General features: G+C 36.9%; 18 protein-coding genes and 1 pseudogene. 10 read left to right on the top strand and 9 right to left on the bottom strand.

Annotated features, from left to right (window positions below; translation table 11 throughout):
* Nucleotides 1-123: 123 nt before the first annotated feature.
* From Aba26S_RS16385 to Aba26S_RS16370, 4 genes are all read left to right on the top strand, one after another.
* Nucleotides 124-600: a hypothetical protein gene (locus Aba26S_RS16385; protein ID WP_227520115.1), complete on the top strand. Its 477-nt coding sequence runs from the start codon at nucleotides 124-126 to the stop codon at nucleotides 598-600.
* Between the two features lie 1,096 nt (nucleotides 601-1,696).
* Nucleotides 1,697-2,896, top strand: coding sequence for a hypothetical protein (locus Aba26S_RS16380; protein WP_005028487.1), 1,200 nt, complete (start codon nucleotides 1,697-1,699; stop codon nucleotides 2,894-2,896).
* Nucleotides 2,897-2,964: 68 nt separating this feature from the next.
* A complete protein-coding gene (locus Aba26S_RS16375; RefSeq protein WP_024160890.1) occupies nucleotides 2,965-3,873 on the top strand; it encodes a hypothetical protein in 909 nt (302 codons plus the stop codon).
* A 28-nt stretch (nucleotides 3,874-3,901) separates the two neighbouring features.
* A complete protein-coding gene (locus Aba26S_RS16370; protein ID WP_010591044.1) occupies nucleotides 3,902-5,569 on the top strand; it encodes a virulence-associated E family protein in 1,668 nt (555 codons plus the stop codon).
* Nucleotides 5,570-5,650: 81 nt separating this feature from the next.
* On the opposite strand, the gene Aba26S_RS16365 is transcribed toward Aba26S_RS16370, so the two are convergent.
* Nucleotides 5,651-6,124: a GIN domain-containing protein gene (locus Aba26S_RS16365; protein ID WP_252322559.1), complete on the bottom strand. Its 474-nt coding sequence runs from the start codon at nucleotides 6,122-6,124 to the stop codon at nucleotides 5,651-5,653.
* A gap of 484 nt (nucleotides 6,125-6,608) precedes the next feature.
* On the opposite strand from Aba26S_RS16365, the gene Aba26S_RS16360 reads away from it, so the two are divergent.
* Entirely contained in the window at nucleotides 6,609-9,452 is a 2,844-nt protein-coding gene (locus tag Aba26S_RS16360) for a hypothetical protein (protein WP_042892470.1), read from the top strand.
* A gap of 62 nt (nucleotides 9,453-9,514) precedes the next feature.
* Here the strand turns inward: Aba26S_RS16360 and Aba26S_RS16355 are convergent, their stop codons facing one another.
* From Aba26S_RS16355 to Aba26S_RS16330, 6 genes are all read right to left on the bottom strand, one after another.
* Nucleotides 9,515-12,355 (bottom strand): DEAD/DEAH box helicase family protein, encoded by a 2,841-nt coding sequence (locus tag Aba26S_RS16355; RefSeq protein WP_042892468.1) that lies wholly within the window; start codon nucleotides 12,353-12,355, stop codon nucleotides 9,515-9,517.
* Complete coding sequence (locus Aba26S_RS16350) at nucleotides 12,348-14,198, bottom strand: site-specific DNA-methyltransferase (protein WP_079395593.1); 1,851 nt, start codon at nucleotides 14,196-14,198, stop codon at nucleotides 12,348-12,350. The genes Aba26S_RS16355 and Aba26S_RS16350 overlap by 8 nt, the downstream gene beginning before the upstream one ends.
* 233 nt (nucleotides 14,199-14,431) lie before the next feature.
* Nucleotides 14,432-14,740, bottom strand: coding sequence for a hypothetical protein (locus Aba26S_RS16345; RefSeq protein ID WP_042892466.1), 309 nt, complete (start codon nucleotides 14,738-14,740; stop codon nucleotides 14,432-14,434).
* A gap of 5 nt (nucleotides 14,741-14,745) precedes the next feature.
* On the bottom strand, nucleotides 14,746-15,252 hold the full coding sequence (locus Aba26S_RS16340) for a thermonuclease family protein (protein WP_005006141.1): 507 nt from the start codon (nucleotides 15,250-15,252) through the stop codon (nucleotides 14,746-14,748).
* Nucleotides 15,253-15,337: 85 nt separating this feature from the next.
* A complete protein-coding gene (locus tag Aba26S_RS16335) occupies nucleotides 15,338-16,192 on the bottom strand; it encodes a transglycosylase SLT domain-containing protein (RefSeq protein WP_043041425.1) in 855 nt (284 codons plus the stop codon).
* A gap of 1 nt (nucleotide 16,193) precedes the next feature.
* Complete coding sequence (locus Aba26S_RS16330) at nucleotides 16,194-17,000, bottom strand: hypothetical protein (RefSeq protein ID WP_024160730.1); 807 nt, start codon at nucleotides 16,998-17,000, stop codon at nucleotides 16,194-16,196.
* A gap of 59 nt (nucleotides 17,001-17,059) precedes the next feature.
* On the opposite strand from Aba26S_RS16330, the gene Aba26S_RS16325 reads away from it, so the two are divergent.
* The 4 genes from Aba26S_RS16325 (at nucleotide 17,060) to Aba26S_RS16310 (ending at nucleotide 19,743) form a co-directional block, all read left to right on the top strand.
* Complete coding sequence (locus tag Aba26S_RS16325) at nucleotides 17,060-17,482, top strand: hypothetical protein (RefSeq protein WP_043041424.1); 423 nt, start codon at nucleotides 17,060-17,062, stop codon at nucleotides 17,480-17,482.
* An 80-nt stretch (nucleotides 17,483-17,562) separates the two neighbouring features.
* Nucleotides 17,563-18,102 (top strand): hypothetical protein, encoded by a 540-nt coding sequence (locus Aba26S_RS16320; RefSeq protein WP_024160732.1) that lies wholly within the window; start codon nucleotides 17,563-17,565, stop codon nucleotides 18,100-18,102.
* 34 nt (nucleotides 18,103-18,136) lie between these two features.
* Complete coding sequence (locus Aba26S_RS16315) at nucleotides 18,137-18,877, top strand: hypothetical protein (RefSeq protein ID WP_043041423.1); 741 nt, start codon at nucleotides 18,137-18,139, stop codon at nucleotides 18,875-18,877.
* A gap of 119 nt (nucleotides 18,878-18,996) precedes the next feature.
* Nucleotides 18,997-19,743: a hypothetical protein gene (locus tag Aba26S_RS16310; protein ID WP_024160733.1), complete on the top strand. Its 747-nt coding sequence runs from the start codon at nucleotides 18,997-18,999 to the stop codon at nucleotides 19,741-19,743.
* Nucleotides 19,744-19,811: 68 nt separating this feature from the next.
* Here the strand turns inward: Aba26S_RS16310 and Aba26S_RS16305 are convergent, their stop codons facing one another.
* A complete protein-coding gene (locus tag Aba26S_RS16305; RefSeq protein ID WP_043041422.1) occupies nucleotides 19,812-20,603 on the bottom strand; it encodes a TraX family protein in 792 nt (263 codons plus the stop codon).
* Nucleotides 20,579-21,229, bottom strand: a complete 651-nt coding sequence (locus tag Aba26S_RS16300) for a hypothetical protein (RefSeq protein WP_024160879.1) — start codon at nucleotides 21,227-21,229, stop codon at nucleotides 20,579-20,581. Before Aba26S_RS16300 ends, Aba26S_RS16305 begins: the two co-directional genes overlap by 25 nt.
* Nucleotides 21,230-21,430: 201 nt before the next feature.
* Between Aba26S_RS16300 and Aba26S_RS16295 the strand changes: the two are divergent.
* Nucleotides 21,431-21,716, top strand: a pseudogene (locus tag Aba26S_RS16295) (hypothetical protein); the annotation flags it as partial.

Genomic DNA, 21,716 nt, shown 5'->3' with positions numbered 1-21,716 from the left:
TGTTTAACCATCACAAATTAAAATTCCAAAAATATTATTTAACGAATTAATGTTGTACTATAAAGGTATCGTTTGTTTTAAGCTAAAACCATGATTAAAAAACTTATAGTTTTAAGCACCTCATTGTTAATCATCGGGTGTTCGTCTACGCCACAAGAGAAACGCTTAGATCAATACCTTGAAGATACGAAAACTGATGCAAAGGAACGTAGTATTGACTGGTATTACAAACATGATTACGAGCGTAGTAATGTTTTAAATATTTGTTATTCCATTTATATAGATTCTGCTAAGAAAGCTGGTTATTACAGCGATGATGTTAGTGATGGCCGAGAAAAGTATTTAGACGATAGCGTACAAAAAGAAATGTACGCCTCAAATGACGAATGCAATAAGGCATATAAGGCTCAGGATATTCTAGATAACTTTGTTGCAAGCAATAGCCTTCCACAAGAGTCTTATGAAGACAAGTTAGATCCACAACAAGAACCAAATTCAACACCTGAAGTACCAGAAGTGTCACCTGAAGCACCAGCAAATGAACCAGTCGCCACAAAACCACCAACACTGGAGGAATTAACCAATGCGAATCCGCAATAATGCGCTCATATGCCCAGGCCAATTTTTGATTCGATCTGCATTCTTTTTGCCCTAGCCATTTTACCTATAATAATTATTGGTATTGGCATACAGCTCAAAGAGAATTACGAGCGTAAGAAGCTCACTCAAAGCTATATGGATCAGCACTAAAGAAATCCAATAGGCAATAAAAAAGCAGCGAAATCGCTGCTTTTTTTATTTCTAATGAAGTTTACGAATAGGTTGAGTATAGGGGGAATCTTCTACTCGATGCACATGCATTGAATTGGTAATGTTCATTAAAGGTGAATTACTAGCCACTGAATGAGTCGTTGATGCTTTATGTGTGCGGTAGTTATTCAAAAACTGATCTACTACTGGCACATTGTTAGGCAATATTCCGATTTCGCGGTTAGTAATTTTAATCGTTTCTATTTGGTCTACATGGCTCATAACTAAGTCCACTACAATGATTAAAACTATGAGCATAATTATAGCTTAAAATTGAAGAAATTCCATTTTGGGATTTAATATTTGGTTTTTTTATGCACAGGTTTTTGTGGATAGTAGTGGGTATAAATGGCTAAGTTGCTGATTATTTAAGCTTTTAACATTGATTAAAAATTAATCAAAATAACGAAAAATAGAGTAAAATATGGAGAAATATAGCAGAAGCTATAGAAGAAAAAACAGGAAATGTCAAAAAAAGGGCAAAAAAAAACTATTAGAACAATCTCAGTCTAATAGTTTATTAAATAGGGTAATATCCCTTGATTCGTAATATAACCGATCTCTAATAAGTTTTAAAGCTTTTTTAATCATATTCACGGAAATTCCACAAACTATTATCTCATGCTGAACAAAAGTAATGATTAAGCCCTATACTCAGCTCTACCCTGATATATTGCAGATTAGTTAAACTGTTGTTTAGAAATCGCAAACAATATGATGTTATATTTGAGCAAGGTTAGAATTATGTATGAAATGTGAATGCTTTAAAAACTGATATATATTATCAACTTTTTAGAGTTTTACGCCTTATAGAATACATACAACTTGTTAGAATGCCTTATACTAATTAGCCACCCTCACACACCTTTTATGGAAGACCAGTATAGTGAAAGATTCAATCTTTGCTGATGTTATATCAAAGTTGAATGCGGAAGTTTTTACGCAAAAAGCTGGTCGCTTATACCCTCCTGTCAGTCAATTATTGGCACTGGAGAAAAAGTTAGCATTATGTACAGCATCATTGGTTAAAAGCGAAGACATTCCAGACTATAAACAGCTAGAACGCCTGTTTTGGGATAACGTAAATCATACCTATGGCACTGGTTATTTTGCGGAGATTCCTAAGTGGGGTTCCAACATCTTTATCCCATTACAGGTATGGGAAAGTGTGTTACAGCCTTATGCATTGTTCTATAAAAATATGAACCCTGAGTTTAACTTTTATGACTTTGCATTTACGACTGCAGCGTTGAGCGCTTGGCGGTACAGCCAACCCGTGCTAAAGCTTGAAAATGATGTATATCGCACCCTATTGAATGATGAAAACGGTCGCTATGTCGATGGTCATTTGCTGAATTACTACTTTCAGTGGACCAACTTTATTCATACACCAGGTCTAGGACACAACGACAAACCTTTATATGGTTTTTTCGCGCATCAAAACGAAGTTTTGTTTAACGGAAACAACGTTAAAGTACTGATCATCGTGTTTTGCTATGAAGATACTGAAGCCAACATATCTGATGAAGATCCTTTAAGCTTAACCTCTAATTGGGGAGACTATGTGGTTTTAGAGTATCGCACGGATACTATTAAAACCATTAAAGATAGTTTGATTGGTACCAACCTTAAAGGTAGTCCTGAGCTATTAATCTTACTTGGTAAAATGCTTAGCTTATTTAATTTTTCTATTCATCCTAAAACTGACATCTACAATCACCGTGGCTACCTGATGCAACCCACGTATAACGATACGATTGATTCATTTCTCAATAGTTATAGAAAGCACAAAGGTATGCCAGTACGCCGTGGCGTAGGTAAATCACCCTCTAGCAATCAACGCCGTGAAGTCCTCTATCATGTCCACGCACCAAGTTGTCCACGCCTGTTTGATACTGGTCTGAACACTGGTTTTGTGTCGCGCATGCACAAGAGTAGCCATATCGCTAATGACCATTTTAATACACTACATTGGCTTAAAACTGATACTGGCTTAAAACTAATTTCAGGTAGTTTATATACTCAAGAAACCGAAACTAAACTTATTAAATCAATTCAAAATTACTTTTATGGTAATAATACTTAAAGGTTTTCATTCTTTTTTCCTTAAACCTGTTATATAATTTTAATACCCATTTCAATCAATGAAGTATTATGCGTTTCGAGTTCGATCCATCATTTATATCTCATGTTGCAGTACGATTAGATGGCACTTCCTTAAAATCATTTTTAGACAACCTTGGAAACGTATCTTTTCAAGAAGCTGAAAGTTATTTAAGCAATCTAATTAAAGGGAATTATGAGCAAGACGAGTTTACTGTTGGCTTGAAAGTTAAACCTAAAAACTACAATCAAACAGAATTATTAGGGCATCTTTATAAAAATAGTGCCTTTCAATCGGTTTCAACTGAAGTATCGGATCTCGACACCCAAAACATGCACAATGACATAGCTCAATTCGTTCAAAGCTATGCCAATGTTGCAGATCTTCAGTACAACAGTTATTTCTTGGACAAGCAGACGTTTAAGCATGAAAAAACGTTAGATAGCTATATCTTCACAGAATTAATGCTGCAGTTCACCAACAATAATACCGTGAAGTTTCGTGTGGACGGCGAATATGTCACAGTGATTAATGCTGAGCTAACCTCTAAATACATCTATTTTAACGACAACAAGAATAAGCGGATCTGTAAGTTTTTAAGTAAAAATATGCATCCAGCTTATTTAGAGTCATTCTTAGAGCAGATGCATATTATTAAAATTGATTCTGAGCAGTACTTTTATAATGCAGTCGTGAATAACACAATAAGTTATGATGCTGACGTTAACGCCTTTATGGACCAATCCCAGAATTTTTTAAATACCCTTGTGAAAGGTTATAAAAAACTGATCTTAAACAACGTGCGATTTAATCTTTACGAATTCTTAGAAGACGACCTTGAAAGTGTCATCCTAAACCGTATCACTAAGGCATGGCATTACGCTCATGAAATCACGTTGCAAACTAACAACCCATCAAAATATGTCGTTGCTCAACCGCTGGTTATAAAATATTTATAAGTGAGTTTCTTTATTTATGAACCCCCTCATGATCAAGTATGGTATCGATATTGGTACGCTATCTAAAATATTTAGATCGCATCTTGAAAATGAGGGCATTGTATTTGATCGTGAGAGTGACTTTCAGCTTGAACGAAGCTCTAAACGTATTTACCTCAGAACCAATCACCACAATGACGCCACAAAAAATAAGAAAAAAACGGCCTGGTATCTTGTAGATCTAGATAACGCACGTATGTCTTATGGTTGGTTTCATGCTGGCGGTGCAAACTTCACTTACAGCTTGTATGAATACATTCAAGAAATGGATCTGCAACCTGGTGACACCGTATATACCAAGGAACAGCAAGAAGAAGATCTTAAACGCTTCTTAAACTCATGCAAAAGTGCTGAGAAGAACAAAAAAGACCAAGAGATATTGGCTCAAATCTATATGGGTTTTGAATGGGCCAGAAGCCTACCCTTGTCAAACCGTCCACACAACTACAATGTGAAAAAGCAGATTAGCTTCAGTCATGCTAGATTGTACAATCCAAGCAACTTCACTAAAAATGAGCTGATTGATTATGTCAGCCAGTACTACCCTCAACACAAGAACAACACCATTATTCTGAACCGTATTATTGATCTGCAACCAGATCTAGATCAACAGTCGCTACGCCAGAACAAGCTTTTAGTTGAGGGGCAAAACCTCAAAAATCAAATCATTTTCCTTCAGACCATCGCTGAACACAAAAACAAGCGTGGTGAAGATAAGTTTACATTACGTGGTGTACTTGCAAACGGCGCTTTCAAAATCTTATATAAAGATCCATTGGATGCATGGAACCAAGATCGGATAATCTTTTGTGAGGGCTACGCCACTGGTGAAGCAATTGCAGAATCAATTCAATACTCTATTCCAGTCATTGTCGTGTACGTGGCTGGCAACATCATGAATGTAGTACGTGATTTCCGTGCCGAATTCCCGTTTTCACGCTTCTATATTTTCAATGATAATGACCATAAAACAGCATTAGAAAGCAAAATAAAGCGCAATCCCGGTATCTATTACGCAACAGAAGCATGCCGAGCTGTAAACGCAGCCATGATTGGACCTGAATTTACTGAAGAACAGCTAGATCTAAGTGACTGGAACGATTTTAAATGTTTATACGGCGTTGATTACACGCGTGATGTTATACGTCATAAAATGCAAAATGCCGTGTGGACGACTGCAATTCAAAGCACGGTTAACCCGAACTACTCTATCAGTGCCCTATTCTTTGGCATCAAACAACAGTTGGATGATATAGGCCTCTATCCTGATAGCATGACCAAAAAGAATTGGTTTAGCTTGGTTTTACGCGCATACGCCTTACTGACTCAACAGGGATTTAGTCAGATCCACCCGATTGAGCTGGTCAAAGAACAATTTATTGAGATTCTTGGCCAGATTAGCAAGCAACCCCGTAAAGTCACTGGAGCTGAAGAACCAGAACTCCTTCAGGCCTACACAAAACTTGTAGAAATGATCGCACGTAATGATTCAACAACAGCACTGAATCAACAGATTATCACCGTGATTAACTTATACAAAAATGCAGATTATCCAATTGAAACATTAAAGGTTTGGCTCAAAGATATTTTGAGTAAATCGAACGATCCTGAATGGTCCGAAAACTTCATTAATAATATTTTTATTTCGATAATTTGAATGTCAAACATAGACCCCCAAAGGTAGCAAACTTTTGGGGTTTATTTTTCTCTAAACTTTCATTGAACTAGGTTTATCGACCTATTTAAAACTAATTTGTCCTGAGCCAGTTCGGTTTTGTGTCTTATGGATTGGGTTTCCATAAACTTTAACGTTGCCTGAGCCTGAAAGCTGTACTTGAGCTGAATTGATAGCTGTACAAAAGATATTGCCTGAACCAGATAGCGCCACTTCTAAATTGGTGCTTTTCAGTGGTAACGCATCAAAATTGCCTGATCCTTTCAAAGATAAGACACAGTGTTCAATGGTACCGTCTAAATCCATATTTCCAGATCCACTAATACTTGCGGTAAATTTATCTTCATTTAGATTTAAGATCTGGATATTGCCTGAACCTTTTAAATCAATAGCTTTTAAAGTTGGGTAAGTGATCGATACTTCTAACGGTGAACGAGTACTAAAACTCACATTGTCCTGAATAGCTAAAACCAATACACCACCCTGAAAAGTAGCACTAATAAGATCCACAATATTATCGTCTGCAGTAATTTCCATTTTAGAATCACTTTAAGCAAAAAACTTCAGACTCATTGGACCATTCATACAGATTTCGTTAAATGGGCTTACAGGTACTTGCTTAGTCACTCGTTTTCCACTTCCAACGATTTGTTTGTTTGAAGCTGAACTGTATACATTGGCGTTGCCATTGATTACAACAGAACCCGAAAAAAACTGTTTTGACATATAAACCTCAAATTAATAAAAGTAATTTAACCCTAAATAAGTGGTCATTCATAACCTATTTATGTCTGTAAATTATAACATTGAGGGCTTAGACCTTTTTATTAAAATAATAAATTAAAACTTTTAATTTTTCTTTAAACCTTTATTAGACATAGCTTATATTAAAGATTAAACAGAAATGTTTTTAGAATCGGTATATACTAAAAGTATAAATTTTCTTAAGCATATGATTAATAGTCCTATGCAACCTGGGTAGCACATTGCACCTGAATATATATTAGAAATTGGAATTGTTATGGCTGAGAAAGTACCGAACGCCCGACATAATTGTGATTTAAATACGATGTTTCAGTTTTTCCAAGAAGAACTGGAGCGAAACTACGGATTCGTATTCAAGTCATCTGGTAAATATCAATTCGTGACCGTATTTGATGAAAAAGTGCCTTGCCTCACCGAATCAGATAACCCTAGTAAATCAAGTAGCAATAATGTCAAACCACGAGGGATGTATTGGATCTATCCAAACATGAACCGTGATACTGGTGAATACTGGCCAGTGCTCAAAGGACACCGCTTTGGTGTAACTGACATTGAAATCTCAATTGCTTTTGCTGACCACTATAAGAACGTAATCAAGCCTCAACGAGATTCAAACCCTAACTACAAACCACCAAGTAAAGAAGATGTTGATCGCCGTGTACGTGAGTTTGAAGAAGCTCAAAAGAAGCATCTACTTCAACAAGAAAAAGAGCTCTTAGCTGCACAAATCGCTATCCGTATTGAGTGGCAACGTGCTGGTAAAGTTATTGACGATTCATTTTTTAATAATAAAACTGGAAGCATTCAGACCTTTAAACGCGACATTCGACAAATGCCGTATATGGTTGAAAAGAACCTAGAGCCATACGGCGCTAAAATCATGCGTAAAGATAACTTTACCCGTGATGAAGCCATTGAAGCAGTAAAGCGTGAACTTCCTGAATCAGCTACCAATCAACAGCTTCTCGTTGAAACAGTAGAGAATGTATTAGCGTATCAAAAGCATTTCATCAACTTTGAACCTGAGATTGAGGGCGAAAAGAAAAAAGGCTTTGATTTACGTAAAAGCAGAGCTGTCATTCTTGCACCGTTAATTGACACTAATAACAAAGTCGTCAATTTACAGCGTATCACCCACCATCGCCAAAAAAAGCGCAACAAGGAAACCAACAAGCTTGAAGAAGTACTGCATAAGGGCAAGTACTTTTTTGATAAAGCCAAAACGAAAGATGCATTCTTGCCTGTTAGCAAAAATCCTGATGTTGGCTATGAAGTCTTTAACCCGAATGCAAAGAACTATTTGATCAAGGAGGGTTGGGCAACAGCGATCAGCGCACGTAAGGCGTTGGATGCCGGATTAGAGCTTGGTTTATTGGGTGAGGGTTTTACTGCAGAAAACACACAAGTTTTAGCGTCATACAGTAAATCCAATATCTCAAGTGTTGCTGAGCTTATCCGCAGCATCAATCCTAAAGCCAATATATTTGTTGGTTATGATAACGATGCTGGCCAAACGCTTGAGTCTGGTTTGAATCCTGGCTTACAAGAAGCTTGTCACAACTTTTCATTAAGTGGTGTGTTAGGTGATGTGAGCAAACATGAAAAAACACGTATCACCCTACCCCCAGTTTTCCAAAATAAATTATCTGTTTCTGATTGGGATGATGCTCGTCAATATTTAGGTGTTGAACGTTTAGCTACAGAGTTGGCAAAAGAACTAAATAACGCCGTCAAACGTATAGACAACAAGATCCCTGAAGTTGCGTATGCAATTAACCGCTACAACCGTCAACGCGAAGCTTATGCAGCCAAGTTCCCTAATAAAGAATACCAACCGAATTACGGCATTGTGATTGCACAATCAGATGAAAAATATCTGGAATTGCAGAACATACGAGCTAAAAACCAAGCAAATATTGAAAATTACAACGCAAATATTGAAAAGCGTAAACAAGATCTATCAAAAGCTAACTATGATGGACCAGCTGGTACAGGTAGCACGAAATCCTATGCAAAACCAAAGTACCAACCGCCGTCATTTGATAAAGCATTTGATGATAAATCAACTCCAACCGCTACGGCACCCGTATCTTCGCCCGTCATGACTCTTGAGGGCATTAAGTCTTACATGGAGATCCTTTCTGAAATTGATGTCACCAAAGTTCAAAATGATGTTTTGAAAGTTGTCGCTACTGCAGATGGCCATCAAAAGATTAAAGCCGGTGATATTGAATTCGAGAAAATGGGTGCCAAAGAACCAACCACTAGCACAAACCCAAGTATGGATAGCATGCAAAATACCAAAGTACATATTGATGTATCCAAGGACATCAACAAAGATACAGTTAAATTGCAGAGTGTGGATCGTTCGACCATTCCCGAACAAAACCTTCAGCAAGGTATCGATCATCAAAGCTACGCTAAGTCAGCTATCTTTACCGCTTTTTGGCTTCATTCAGCAGAAATGTATAAAGCTAGAAAGTTAATTCATGAAGCTGGTATTAGTAATGCCGATGTTGAGGGTTCAATTGCTGTCGCTGAAGATAAGCTCAATAAAGCTCAGGAAGAAGTTTCTAAGAAGCGGTCGTATCCTGAACTTTTTGTGATTAGTGCGTCTGATAGCGAATACCGTGCGTCAATCATGAAAGTTTTATCTGATTTAGAGGCTGCACATCCAGAGTGGCAGAATCTCAAAACATTTAGAGAAAATCTTACTGATAGGACCATTGCATTTGATCAATTGAATCTGGATACATTGAAGATCAAAAACAAAGTAGTGCATTTGATTGTCAGTAATGTGACCAATGATCAAAACTATCAAAAGGTTCAAGAAAGCCTCACCACCCTTTTAGATACATCGAACAGCTTGTCTTTGGACCGTCAACAAAAGTTCAATCTTGTGAACGGTCTAAGTAAAACATTAAACAACATGGCCAAACTGTTAGATGAACCACCAGTCTTCCAAAGACTGAACGATTTCTTTACTCGTTTTGAAAAGCGTGTAGATGATCTCGTTCTAGGTGATGGTCTAAAGCTGTATGGTATAGAACCGCAGAATTTAAACAAAACTAACGAACGTGGACAGTCGTTCGATATGTAAAATCAGATATGAAAAAGCCCCGAATATCGGGGCTTCTTTTAGAGTCTATGTTTTCAAGATTATTATGGCAATGTTGCCCTAAAATCCAGTGCAAAATCAGTTTCACCACGAGGATCGCTATTAAAGAACTTAAAGCCTAAACACTTAATCTCTTTATAGCCCATACTCTCCACCTCTTTTAAGAAGCTCTTATAACCTTCGTCATCCTCTTCATCTGGATCAAAAATTACAGAACTTTCGTCACTCAAGCTGATCAGCACTTCTTCCTTCCACTCGTCATTCACCAACAAATGACCGCCTTTAGGCTCAATCAAGCATTGATAGTACATCTCTTGGTTCACCGTATCATTTACGATCAACATATAGTCTGGACTGAATCTACGGCCATCAACAGGACTAAATAACCAGTAGTCTAGCTCATTACGTATTAAGTAAATTTCAGCATCTTTATATTGACGTTTAAGGGCATCAATTTGAGTCGAAATGAATTTTACGAATAGCTTCTCTTCACTCGTACCGTAGTTTTCACTATAAGCATACCAATCGGCACCTTCAACATTAAACTTCAGTTGTTCATTTGGATGCAACGATTGTGCGATCGCACGTTCGTCTGGAGCATTGACAGTGATTTCACCCGTATCAGGATTTTCAACAGGGAAAGAAACCAAGTAAATGTTTTTCTCTTGCTGAAAAACAGTAGACAGCGATTTAGGTTTAAAGCTTTTACTACCCGTGATACGTGGCATATGACGATCAATAGCCTTACGTACCTCAGGTAAAATTATGCCCAAAAGTAGCTGATATTTTTCATCAATGGTCAGATCGTGAATATCCTTATCTTCAGTATATGAATAGCGGATCTGATAAAGCGGTAGGTAGTTATCGATTAATTCATCCATACTATCTAACCCAACGATATGCTCTCTTAGATTGTTAAATCTAAAAAAGTTCCCTTCAGTCGCAACGAGCGCCTTTTTCAAGACCGGTCGGCTAAAGTATTCTTCAGTCAGATCGATGGTTTTATGGTTAACTTCAGCTTGGATCTGATTCTGTTGCTTGTCGGTCAAGCTACCAGCATGCAATTGATATGCACTGGCTTTGATTTCACGCTTAAAAGTCGTATCAATCTCAGAATCAGTCGTTTTATTTCTAAATTCTTGCTGATTGACTAAGACAAAACCTTTCTTATATGTCTCACTGTTCATAAAGTCAGATTTAAGCGTGATTGTGCGCTTTTCAGTGGATTTATTAATAATCCCTTCACCTAGAAGCTCTAACTTTAAGTTGTCGTAAAACGTGCCAGTCTTAACAAAGTGGTACATGAACGTTTCAAGTACACGCCCGTATTCATCAATCGCATTGTCAAACTTACGTTTGTACTGGTCAAACTCATAGCCATGTTCTTTATCAAACAAGCCAAGGTTTTCATTATTCAAACGATATGATTTATGCAGTTTATATGGGCATAAACGAGCACCACGGCCAATCAACTGAATATCTTGCAGCGATACTTTTTTCGCTGCAGAAATATCAAAGTGAATGATGTCATAGAGACTTAAAACATCCCAACCTTCAGTGAGTGCATCAACTGAAAATATCACCCGATTATAGTTTTTAGGATCATCTAAAATCGGCAACAAAGTTGAATTGGTTTTATCCGTTGAGTTGTAAACAAACGTGTTATCTGAAGAAAAACGAATTTTAATTTCAGAAATAAATGATTTTAAACCATCTCTATCGCTGATCGTGGATAGACCAGACTTCGGAGAGGCAATCCAAGCAAACATTTGACGCAAGAAACGAAAGCTATCTTCAGCATCTTGCAAATTAGTCTGATTGGTTTCACTTAGCTTTTTTAGATAATCTAAATCTTGTGGCTTAAGTGAATTAATCACCTTATGGAAAAATTCACGGTCTAGCTTGCTTTGTTTAATGTTGGTTGATTTCACCAATATAATTGGGTTGATCGTGACTTGCATATCACGCTCAGCGAATAAACGTCTGTATTCACTCAATACAACGGCATTAATCACCAATAAGCGTTTTTGATCGGCGATCTGAGTTTCAGTGTTGTAAAGGAAGCAAACCGCTTTACTGTAACCTTCCTTATTGAATCTCAAGAAATCGTATTTATAGACTAATTTGTCCTGATACTTCCTATGGATGGCACTATTGCCCAAGTCAACAGTAGCAGTAAACTCCAGCAAAAGATTATCTGGCCGTGCCTTGATTGCTGTATTGACCGAAGTTTCCCAATTGGTAATCGCTTCATCATCTTCTTTTATCTTCTTACGTGTATTCACGTTAAGTCGATGCGCTTCATCTGCAATCAGAACAATTTTATTATTCAAGAAATCTTCTGCAGACAAACCATTTTCTACCTCATTCACAAGTTTGTTGTAGAGGAACGCCGTACTTAAAAACATAAAGTTAATAGCGTTGCCTTGTGAATCTGGAAAGAGTTTGATTTCTTTAACAGGAATAGAACGTCCATTGATTTTCACTCCGTTCTTATTGAAAAGATACTTTTCAAATTGCGGATCAATAAAGTTCATATAGGCCTGTTCAATAATCTGCAATTGATGGACCATAAATATGAAATTGCGGTAGCCTTTCTCATATAAAAAGAGAATAACGGCAGCCATAGTGAGCGTTTTACCCGTTCCAGTCGCCATATTAAAAAGTAAGTGTTTGGCTTTAGTCGGATCTTGATCATAGATCCAGATAAAATGCTTTACAGCTTCTTCTTGATAACCCCTTAAAGTACGCGACAAGTTATCAGTGATATAGCGAGGGATGGTGAAGTTTTTAGCCCACTCAATGTATTCACTGTCGTTTTCAATACGATAATATAGGAAGTCTTTTAAGGTATCTTTTACCAATGTTGGGCTTAATCTAGACATTAGATGCACCATAAAACTTATCAGTGAGCGCAATCTCTTCCTGAGTGACTTTGAATTTTGAATCCAACATATCTGCATGGTTTAGATATAGCTGGTTTTCATCCAAAAGTTGCAATAAAAGCACTTTACGATCGTCTAGTGATAAAGCCCTAAATGATTCCTCACGCTCAAAGTCTTTTTTATCAAACCAAAACTTTAAAAAGGCATTCTGAGCCATTTCATTGTAAATACTGTCCAGCTCACCTTTACTTGTTGCAGCCAAGATTCCATCTTGATAGGCCTGGTTATAGCGCTTCAGTTCAAAATAAACAAATGAACCGCCACCATTCCAATTTACAAGTTTAGAGATACCGCCGTCCTCACCGTTTATTACGCGTTTTAAGCGTGTTTTGGTGATTTCATCAATATAGTCCATCTGCTCAATCGCAATCCATTTGCGACCCAATTTATGCGCCACAGCAGCCGTAGTACCCGAACCTGAGAAAAAGTCGAGCACAAGATCTCCTTCATCCGTGGCGATCTCAATAATACGCTGTAAAAGCAGTTCTGGCTTTTTCCCATTCGGGAACAATACACCACCCTCTTTTGTTAAATTGTTCAGCGGAAAGCCATCCCAAAAGGTGCCAGCTTTTTCAAGCTTGAAGATATATTTCCCTCTTTTGACCGCAATATCACTCAACCAAGCAATTTGATCGCACTTGGCACCCTTGTAATAGACAGTCGTTACCTTATTTTTGTTTTTTCCAGATCTAGGCACATATTCAATGCTTAATAGCTCATGATCCCCGGTTACACCTTCCATCACGCGTGTTCTAATTGAGCTTTGAGCATTCGTGTCGCGCATAATCTTATCAAAGTACTTCAGATAGCATTCAACTTCAGTCAGGTTTTCTTCTTCCATCACCTTTTTGATCGGCTCTAGAACCACACCTTTATGCGTATAAACCTCAATCGGCTCACCTGAACCATCTGTTAATGTCTTAATGTGCTCTTTGGTACCAACGCTTTTTAAGATACGCGTATACTTCCAGCTCTTTTTAAGCTGCTTCATGGTTTCTAGATATTCAAACAATTCTACTTCGTCATAGAAATCGTTGAACTTTTTAAAACCATTCTCACTATTCATATTTTTGGTGTAAATCAAAATATATTCGATATTTTTCTTCAGGCGCTTGTCTTCGCCACCACCAGAAGCACCAGACGTTTGTTTCATTTTTACTGAAACTTGGTTTAAGTAGTTTTCACGTCCAAAGACTTCATCTGCTAAAACTTTTAGATATGCTTGTTCATTGTCATCACATTGAATGAAAACCAGGCCATCTTCTTTGAGCAAATCCTTTACGACTTCCAAGCGATTTTTAATAAATAATAACCAAGAAGAATGTGTAAATGTGTCGTTATATTTGAATCCATCGTTCTCAGTATTGTATGGTGGGTCCAGGTATAAGAGTTTGACTTTATTAGCTAATTTCTCTCTTAAAGAGTACAGTGCCAATAGGTTATTCCCCTTAATTAGCAAGTTCTCTTTTAGCTCACCATTTTCGTCAAAAAATTCAAATTCTGTCTCATTGGTTGCGCTGTAATATTCAGGATTGGTAAGTACTTTTGGCTCAAATAATGTATCAATATCTTTTGAATCGACTTCTTGATGTAAAAACTTTTCTGTTGTTTTAACATCTTCGCGAGACATGCCCCCAACCAGCACAGCATCTTTAAATGGGAAATTAATCACTACATTACTGTTATTTTTAATAAAACCTACATTTTCTTGATTCGCACTGTAGAGTCCAATTTTATTACTAAAGCGTGTGTACTGACCTTTTTTGAGTGAATTTTCCGCCATGTCTTTCCCTACTCTATGCTTTGCCAAAAATGTGAAACTATTTGTTGTGAAATGCCAAAATTTTCACAAATAAGTGTATTACTAATAAGCATGAAAGCAACATAAGGATGTTCTTTTTTTAGCTAGTTGATTCATAACCTATAAAAAATAGATATGAAAAAGCCCCAATGTTGTAAATGGGGCTTTTATCTGATCTGGTGATTAATTGGATTCCGTAGATATGACAATAGATGTCATATAAAACCTTCTTTGAACTGTCGCCCTTCCAGCGACTCTAAGTGCATTTCAAGGAAATCTAAAGCCACTTCTGAGTAATTTGCGTTGGTTGAACAATTCACCAACTTTTCATCACAAAGACATTTTCCCAAATTTGCCAACTGAGTAACCAACTCATTTCGTACAAAAGCCAAGCTGAGAGCTTCAATCTGAGCTTGCAGTTCTTCACTGAAAAACTGCAGTTCCATACGATTACCACATTGTTGTTGCAGTACATATTTATTTAATACCGCTACGGCTTTAGCGGTATTTAATTCACCGTTCATCAATATTACTTATTGTGACGGTACTGGCTTGGATAAACAGGGTTTGGATCAGCCCATAAACCAAGGCGTTGAGAACGTGCGTTGCTTTCAGCACTCAAAATAATTTTATCTTTAAGATATTCACGATAAGCCCAAGCATAGCCATCTTTAACTTGCTTATAGTTAACACTATTCACGATGTTTAAGTTAGGCACTTGGTTTGTACGCATCTGAAAAATGGTACCAAGAGTACGACCGTAGCGGTCCTTACTATTTTCTTGCACATACACAATCGTTTCATGCAAGAAACTGATGTTCTGACGCGATTTCTGACCAAAAGCTTGACTCTTTTCTGGTGCATCAATCTGGTTGAAGCGAACACGGATCTGCTCATTGTTGTTGTTTAAAACGGTGATAGTGTCGCCGTCAGAAATACGTACAACTTTGCCAACAAAATCGGCTTGAGCTGCAGTAGCAACAACAGACATGGATAAGGTTAAAGCTAAACTTTTTAAAGTTGTATTAAGGTTCATTTTGAATCCTTAGTGGGTAAAGAATAGGTAAATTATATCGCATTACATAACTGCAATTTTTTTCTTAAAAAATATATTTAGCTGATTAGTTAGGATTTATCCCCTTTCTCTCAAGCCAGTTTTTCCATTGAAGTGCATACGCAACTAAACCAGGTTGTTTCGCCGTGCCATTGCGATATATCGCATTAAAAGATGGCGTCCATGAATGGTAAGCAGCTGCTCTAACCCAAAAATCGGTTGACGGTTTTGTGGCTAATCGATTTCGCAAGATCTTGGCTGCAAGTCGCGCATTCAGACATCCATCAGTACGCACATAATGGCTATTATAACTTTCAAACATACCGCCACGTTTAAAGTGTATGGTATTGATTTGGAATTGCCCCATATCCAATGAAAGGTTTTTGTTTTGCACTGTTTGTCCATTGGTACCACGCTCTTTGCTATGTATACCCAATAAAACATACAGCGGAACACCTTCTGACCGCGCAGCATGAATAACACAACTCAAAGTAGCGACTCTACCCGGTACGGTTTGATCGTAAGATACACTCGCTTGATTGTATTGCGTAGTTGGATAGGTATAAGTAACAGGACGGATATTCTGGCGAACGGGTTGTTGTTGTGGTGCTGGTGCTTGCTGGCCACTAGGTTGTGGTCTATTTTGTGCAACTGCCGTGCGCTCAGTGCTAGTCGGAGTTTCTTCAGTTTTTTTCGGTGTGTACTTCACGCCCAGGTAACGACTCGTAAAGCCTCTTGGCTTTGCTGGCGCCGTTTCTTGCTGAGTGTTGGTCATGACCTGAAATGGTCGATATGGTGTACTTGATCCATTAGAATTGACATGGTTTGCATATGCACCTAGAGCCTTAGAACTTTGAGGCAATTGAGCATAAGCAACGCTTGATCCTAATAGAGTCGCAAATAGCGTTGGTTTTAACAGCATATTAATCAGCACCTTTATCGTTGTTGTTGAAATTGTCGATTAGGTGCTGTTTACGGTCAGCTAACTTATTCAGTGTTTCAACTGGCAATGGGTTTTTGCCGTCATACCACGATAAGCTATATTTTTTTGGCGCATAGCGGAACCATGCCAAGAATGGCGAATTCGGTAAGAATAAAAGACCAGTACGGACTTGCCACGCACGATAAGCTGAATTGATGCTAACCATGTATAGATAAAACACCAATAATACACCTGGTACAACAAGCATTGGATATAGCGCTTTAAAGAACATATAAACTACGTACAAGCCTGTAAACATAGATAATGCTAAATACAAATAAGAAGAAAACTGATGGTTTTTAATAAGCTTGTCTATTTCATCATTACTCATTGAAGCTAAACGTTCTTGCCCTCTTGGGTAGTGAGTATTAGCAATGAGTTTTTTCAGTTGTTTAAAATTGTTAGGTGCGACAATTTCATATTCACATAAAGGGTGTGCACATACCCAATTCACGTTGCCTTTATAAGAACGTGGAATCCTGTTGTCATGCATTAAAATCGATTTACCGCATTCGGGGCATGTTGGCGACAGCATTGATCTAATATTAGATAAATGCGGTAAAAACCCTTTTCTAGCTGAACTCCAGTGGCTTTTACGCCCGAAATCAAAAAAGACTCGCTTTAAAATACCTGATTTACGGGGTTGATTAGCTTCAATTGCCTGTTTAATGGCAGCTTCATCTAAAACCTCATTGGTAATATTTACCTTTTGTGTAGCACTATCAGAACTATTTTTATCTGAAGACATACTTTTACCTACGTACTTTTATTATGTAGAATACGTTATTATATTAAAGGATTTTCAACGTGTCTAAAACCCTTTTTAACTTCGCAACGCTTATTTTAATTTCCACCCTTTTAAGTGCCTGTAATAACTCTAATACTCCAAATGAACAAGATCCATTAAAAGGTCAAGAAAAGAAGTTTTTAGACGAATCCGCAACGAGTGAATCAAAAGAACTTGTGTTTTATGACTTGGTAGATCCTAAGAAAAAAGACCAACCTATAAAGGCTGAAGAAGCAAGTGCTTCCGAGCCTGAAGCCCAAGAACAACAACCTGAAAAGGCCTTATCTCCTGAGATTCTTGAAGCGATTCGTGAAAATACAGAACGACAAGAAAAAAAGGAAAATGCACTCAGAACAATAGCTGAAGCTAAGCGTATTGAAGAATTATTAGTAGGTAAAGATCGCAGTAGTGATGATGGTTATACCTATAACAGTGATGAATAATTGATATATCAATGGTTTTAACCAATACAAACTTATTATTTTAAGTTAAAATGATTTTAAATTTTTTGGTATATACGGTTATGTTTAACAGTGCTTTTAAGAAACATAAAATAAAAATATGTTTTGGCTTACCAATCATAATTGTGGTTTCGATCTTAATATTCAAAATCTACTCCTACCCCTTTAAGCCAAGACTCTTAAGCCCCGATTGGATTGAAAGTCGCTACAATGGTTGGGAAGTTGAACATCATGACTTATGGATTGCTACAATTGTGGATGTTGTTGGTCCAAAAACAGTAAAAATTAGAAATCAAAATGGAGAAGAAAAAATTATGGATCTTCTCTATATAAATGCTTTGCAATCTTCGGAAAAAATGAAAAACCTCTATATCAATAGCTTGTCCGGTTATGTTGGCCAACAGCTATTTGTAAAAGGAGATCCAGACAAAGCGCGGTTTAATGGCGTCTTGATCGATGGTAACGGTGAAAATATCAATCTAAACCTAACTTATGTACCAGGTGCGGTATTGGATATGTCATCAACTGCATACATTCATGACCGAGAAAAGCAATTAGTTCCTTATTTCGCGAATATCAATTCAGAAAATAGAACGTTTTAAGTTATAAATTAAGGGATATTAGAAAGGCCAAGCTATGCCAGCACCATTATGTTTCCTCACACTGGAATTTACCGCCAAAGTCAAGAATCCAGTTGATGTGCCTGACATTATTAAGTCGTCTATTTTGACGCGTATTAAAAAGTGCCGCACATCATCAATAGAACAGGTTCAGTATCTTTATAATGCTGAAGAGAGCTACTGGAAGCCAAAAAAACAAGTCACTGAAGAAGCAACTCAATATCATGGCATCACCAATGAAGATTTATTAACGCAAGACTCAATCAATGGTCTAAAGATTAAAAACTATGTTGTGTATTGGGCAAACGTTTATACATTTAGAATTTTGCAAAAAAGCAAAGTGAAGTTTTTTAATCACCGCTTTATCTTTTTAAACAACTTAATCAACGTGATTGGTGAAGATGGTTCCCTACCCATGACAGAATGGGCACGTTTAGCCAGTGCAGCTTCGGGAAATAATGAATTTCCAGAAGAGATACTGACTAACACTAACAATAAGGTCATCTGTTTGACCGTTATATTTGATTATATTTCTGAAAAATTAACATCACTTTATGGTTTGGATCTTAATAAGCATTACGATCTGGTTGCTGCAGTACAATACAACAGTGCTATCAAAGCTAAGAGTCAAAAATCATTAAAGGTTCATAAGCTTATGCGTGATGATTTTAATGAGTTTAAATTGCTTTTAGACAAAGGCATGGAGATTAAGAGAATTAAAAAAGAATATTTTATAAATAATAACTATCACCCTTAAACCTAAAAGCCACTCTCTTAAAAGTGGCTTTTTTTTACGTTAAACATAAAATAAACTATCACTAAAACCCTTTTTTAAAATATAATACTTTTAATTTCTATTTTAACTGGTGATACATTGTGAGTTTAATTAAGAAGCAAAAAGACATTCTATCTCACGACCCTCTTGTTTCAATTTTTAGTAACAATGACCTTTTAACAATCTCAGTTGATACGGATTCTGAAGATTTGAATCGTCAACCTAAAAATATAAAAATCCCGAATGCCGATCTTAAAGAGTTAACAATACAAATCAGTGGTTTTGATACTTTAGAAAACAATGATGTTGGTCGTTATTTCACTTGTTCTGGTACCGTAGAGCTCGTTAATACACTAGGTAATGGTGAAGAAAAACGTTTTGTATTAGCAGAGCCAAAAATCAAAGTAAACGTGGCTAAAAAAGGTCATTTACCGCAAACAGAACAAATTAAACAATTGGTTCGTAATGCGTGGATGGATGCATTTAGCTATGGTTGCCAAAACATTAACCAACCTTACCACTATGAAGATGAAACTTGGTTTGAACGCTTCAAAGGTAGCATTATTGGTAAATTTGTACTGATCGTACTTGCCACTTTCTTTGCTGCTTTCATTGGTTTGGCTATTTTTGGTTATGCTGCTGGTAAAAAACAACAGGACCCAACATTAGAAATTGCGAATCAAATTGCTCAAGATCCTGAAGCATTAAAGCAATTGCTGAATCAATATGATCAACAAAATAACCAATCTGGTGCACCTACTCCACAAGCATCACCAGAACAAGCAGCTGAGCAAGAAAGACAGCAAGAAATTAGTTCATTCGGTTTAGATGCTGGATCTAGCGAATAACGCTGATTAAGCAATAAAAAAGCACCTTAGTCATAAATACTTTGGTGCTTTTTTTATGCCTAAATTTATTATGCAAATTTAAAAAGAATCCAAATGATGACGAGATGTACTGGATAGAACCAGTACGCCCACTTCCCCACTGGCGGTAATTCAAAAGGTATATTCATGTGCTGTCCTTTCAGTAGGAATTGTGCACCAATACACGTTGCAATGGCGCTACTGACAGCAAATGAGAATGCCAAAGAATATGTAGTCATATCCGTATAGTAGCCACCAATCAACCAGTTGAAAATGTTGGCCAATGAAGTGAGCAAGACGCTGATCATTAAAAAGTATTTCTTAGAATGAACGTTGGTTGTTTTAAAGAATAAATACAGGAATACAATTAATAAAACGCCCCACACGCTATACATAATAAAATTAGATAGCAATGTGATCACGACTAACAGAGAGACAAACTGCAGCGTTGCATATTTATGTTTAGATTCCCCTAATACAACAAGCAAAAATCCTAAAAGCAACGTAGGCATGACGTTCAGAGTTGTAAATGGCTCTTGGTTGAATAGTTGATACGGTACTTCTGATAGCACACAAAACAACGCCAAATTTTTAAAATAGTTTTTTAATGTATGGGTTTTCTTTTTAGAAATAGCTTGGTTCAAATTGAATGCAAGCATGATACAAAAAATAGGAAAAGCCCAACGGCCAATCGTCCTCAACAACAGATTATATTGAGGAAATAATATTGATGCGTGGTCAATAACCATGGTCACAATCGCAATCCACTTCAATAGATCCAAGGCTCTATTGCGATCTCGCACGGCGCTTTGGCTAATTACAGCTTCTTGTAGATGAACCATGTGTTATTTTTCGCTAAAGGGTTTGTATAAGCATCACTACGCTGTTTTCGGGTGTTGTTACGATTATCTAAGATCTCAATGCTATTCCAACCTTCGGGATAACCGAGCACCAGGCCAGAGTTATAAAATCTCGTGCGATGACGCTCTTCATCGCCGGCATAAAACAAGTACGCACGAATATCGTTATACGGTCGATGCCCGACCAATACGTTATCTTCATCACGATCAAAGTACTCATAAATTAAATCCGTATATTCACGATTGAAGTATCCGCACTTCTCAAACAGATCTGCACTTGAACGAAAAGTAATAGATTCCTTGGCCAGTGTTTTATTTAAAATCATGCGAGTGACATTACGAGCAAACACGGGCAAATTAAAATGCACAGGCAAATGAATTTCATTTATTTCGGACAAATCAATAGGATCACCAAAAGGATTAGAAAGTTCTAATGCTTTTTGATAAAAGTCCATCCATTGTGCAAGATATTCATCAACAAACTTTTTCTCACCATAATAAATTGGTAATCCATCAACCGTTAAAAGGTTTTGTGGAGGAAAAATATTGTTTCTTAAATCTAAGATGCTTTGTTTTAATTTTGCGATTTCGATTGGATCACTAATCATAACAACTCACTCGAATTAGAGTATTAAAATAATTATATAGGGTTTTAATTAATTGGATATAGGTTTTTAGCTCAGTAAATAAGCATTTTTGTTGTGTGGCGAATTAGATTTGATAAAAAATTTAAAAGAATATTTATTCTAGGAATTATTGATACAATGTATCTAATTTCTTACGAATTAGTATATACAATTGGGATTACTATGCTTACCCCTGATCGAATAGACAAACAAGTTAATTTGGCTGGAATTTACCAGTTGTGGACCAATTTATTAAATCACTTGGACATTGATAGTCATCCTGAATACAACATCTATAAAACTCAGCCATGGTACTTGGCTAATTTTGTAGATTACCTACGCCTACTCAACTTTAAGTTTGATGAATTAAATCTAAGAGAGATTCGTGCAGTTGATTATGACTTGGTAGATTGGTCATTTCTTAAATCTAATCGCCTAAGTGGTGTTGAGGTGTTTAAGGACCTTACCA

It is taken from the genome of Acinetobacter sp. NBRC 110496 (genome assembly GCF_000876115.1).
Taxonomy (GTDB): domain Bacteria; phylum Pseudomonadota; class Gammaproteobacteria; order Pseudomonadales; family Moraxellaceae; genus Acinetobacter.
The sequence above is the reverse complement of the archived record's forward strand: the minus strand, read 5'-3'. Positions and strand labels throughout refer to the sequence as shown.

Bases quoted from the DNA above. Each gene is read 5' to 3' on its own strand.
- Aba26S_RS16360 (WP_042892470.1), top strand. From the start codon at position 6,609: ATGGCTGAGAAAGTACCGAACGCCCGACATAATTGTGATTTAAATACG.
- Aba26S_RS16330 (WP_024160730.1), bottom strand. From the start codon at position 17,000: ATGTCTTCAGATAAAAATAGTTCTGATAGTGCTACACAAAAGGTAAAT.
- Aba26S_RS16315 (WP_043041423.1), top strand. From the start codon at position 18,137: ATGCCAGCACCATTATGTTTCCTCACACTGGAATTTACCGCCAAAGTC.
- Aba26S_RS16335 (WP_043041425.1), bottom strand. From the start codon at position 16,192: ATGCTGTTAAAACCAACGCTATTTGCGACTCTATTAGGATCAAGCGTT.
- Aba26S_RS16355 (WP_042892468.1), bottom strand. From the start codon at position 12,355: ATGTCTAGATTAAGCCCAACATTGGTAAAAGATACCTTAAAAGACTTC.
- Aba26S_RS16300 (WP_024160879.1), bottom strand. From the start codon at position 21,229: ATGATTAGTGATCCAATCGAAATCGCAAAATTAAAACAAAGCATCTTA.
- Aba26S_RS16345 (WP_042892466.1), bottom strand. From the start codon at position 14,740: ATGAACGGTGAATTAAATACCGCTAAAGCCGTAGCGGTATTAAATAAA.
- Aba26S_RS16340 (WP_005006141.1), bottom strand. From the start codon at position 15,252: ATGAACCTTAATACAACTTTAAAAAGTTTAGCTTTAACCTTATCCATG.
- Aba26S_RS16365 (WP_252322559.1), bottom strand. From the start codon at position 6,124: ATGGAAATTACTGCAGACGATAATATTGTGGATCTTATTAGTGCTACT.
- Aba26S_RS16350 (WP_079395593.1), bottom strand. From the start codon at position 14,198: ATGGCGGAAAATTCACTCAAAAAAGGTCAGTACACACGCTTTAGTAAT.
- Aba26S_RS16375 (WP_024160890.1), top strand. From the start codon at position 2,965: ATGCGTTTCGAGTTCGATCCATCATTTATATCTCATGTTGCAGTACGA.
- Aba26S_RS16320 (WP_024160732.1), top strand. From the start codon at position 17,563: ATGTTTAACAGTGCTTTTAAGAAACATAAAATAAAAATATGTTTTGGC.
- Aba26S_RS16305 (WP_043041422.1), bottom strand. From the start codon at position 20,603: ATGGTTCATCTACAAGAAGCTGTAATTAGCCAAAGCGCCGTGCGAGAT.
- Aba26S_RS16370 (WP_010591044.1), top strand. From the start codon at position 3,902: ATGATCAAGTATGGTATCGATATTGGTACGCTATCTAAAATATTTAGA.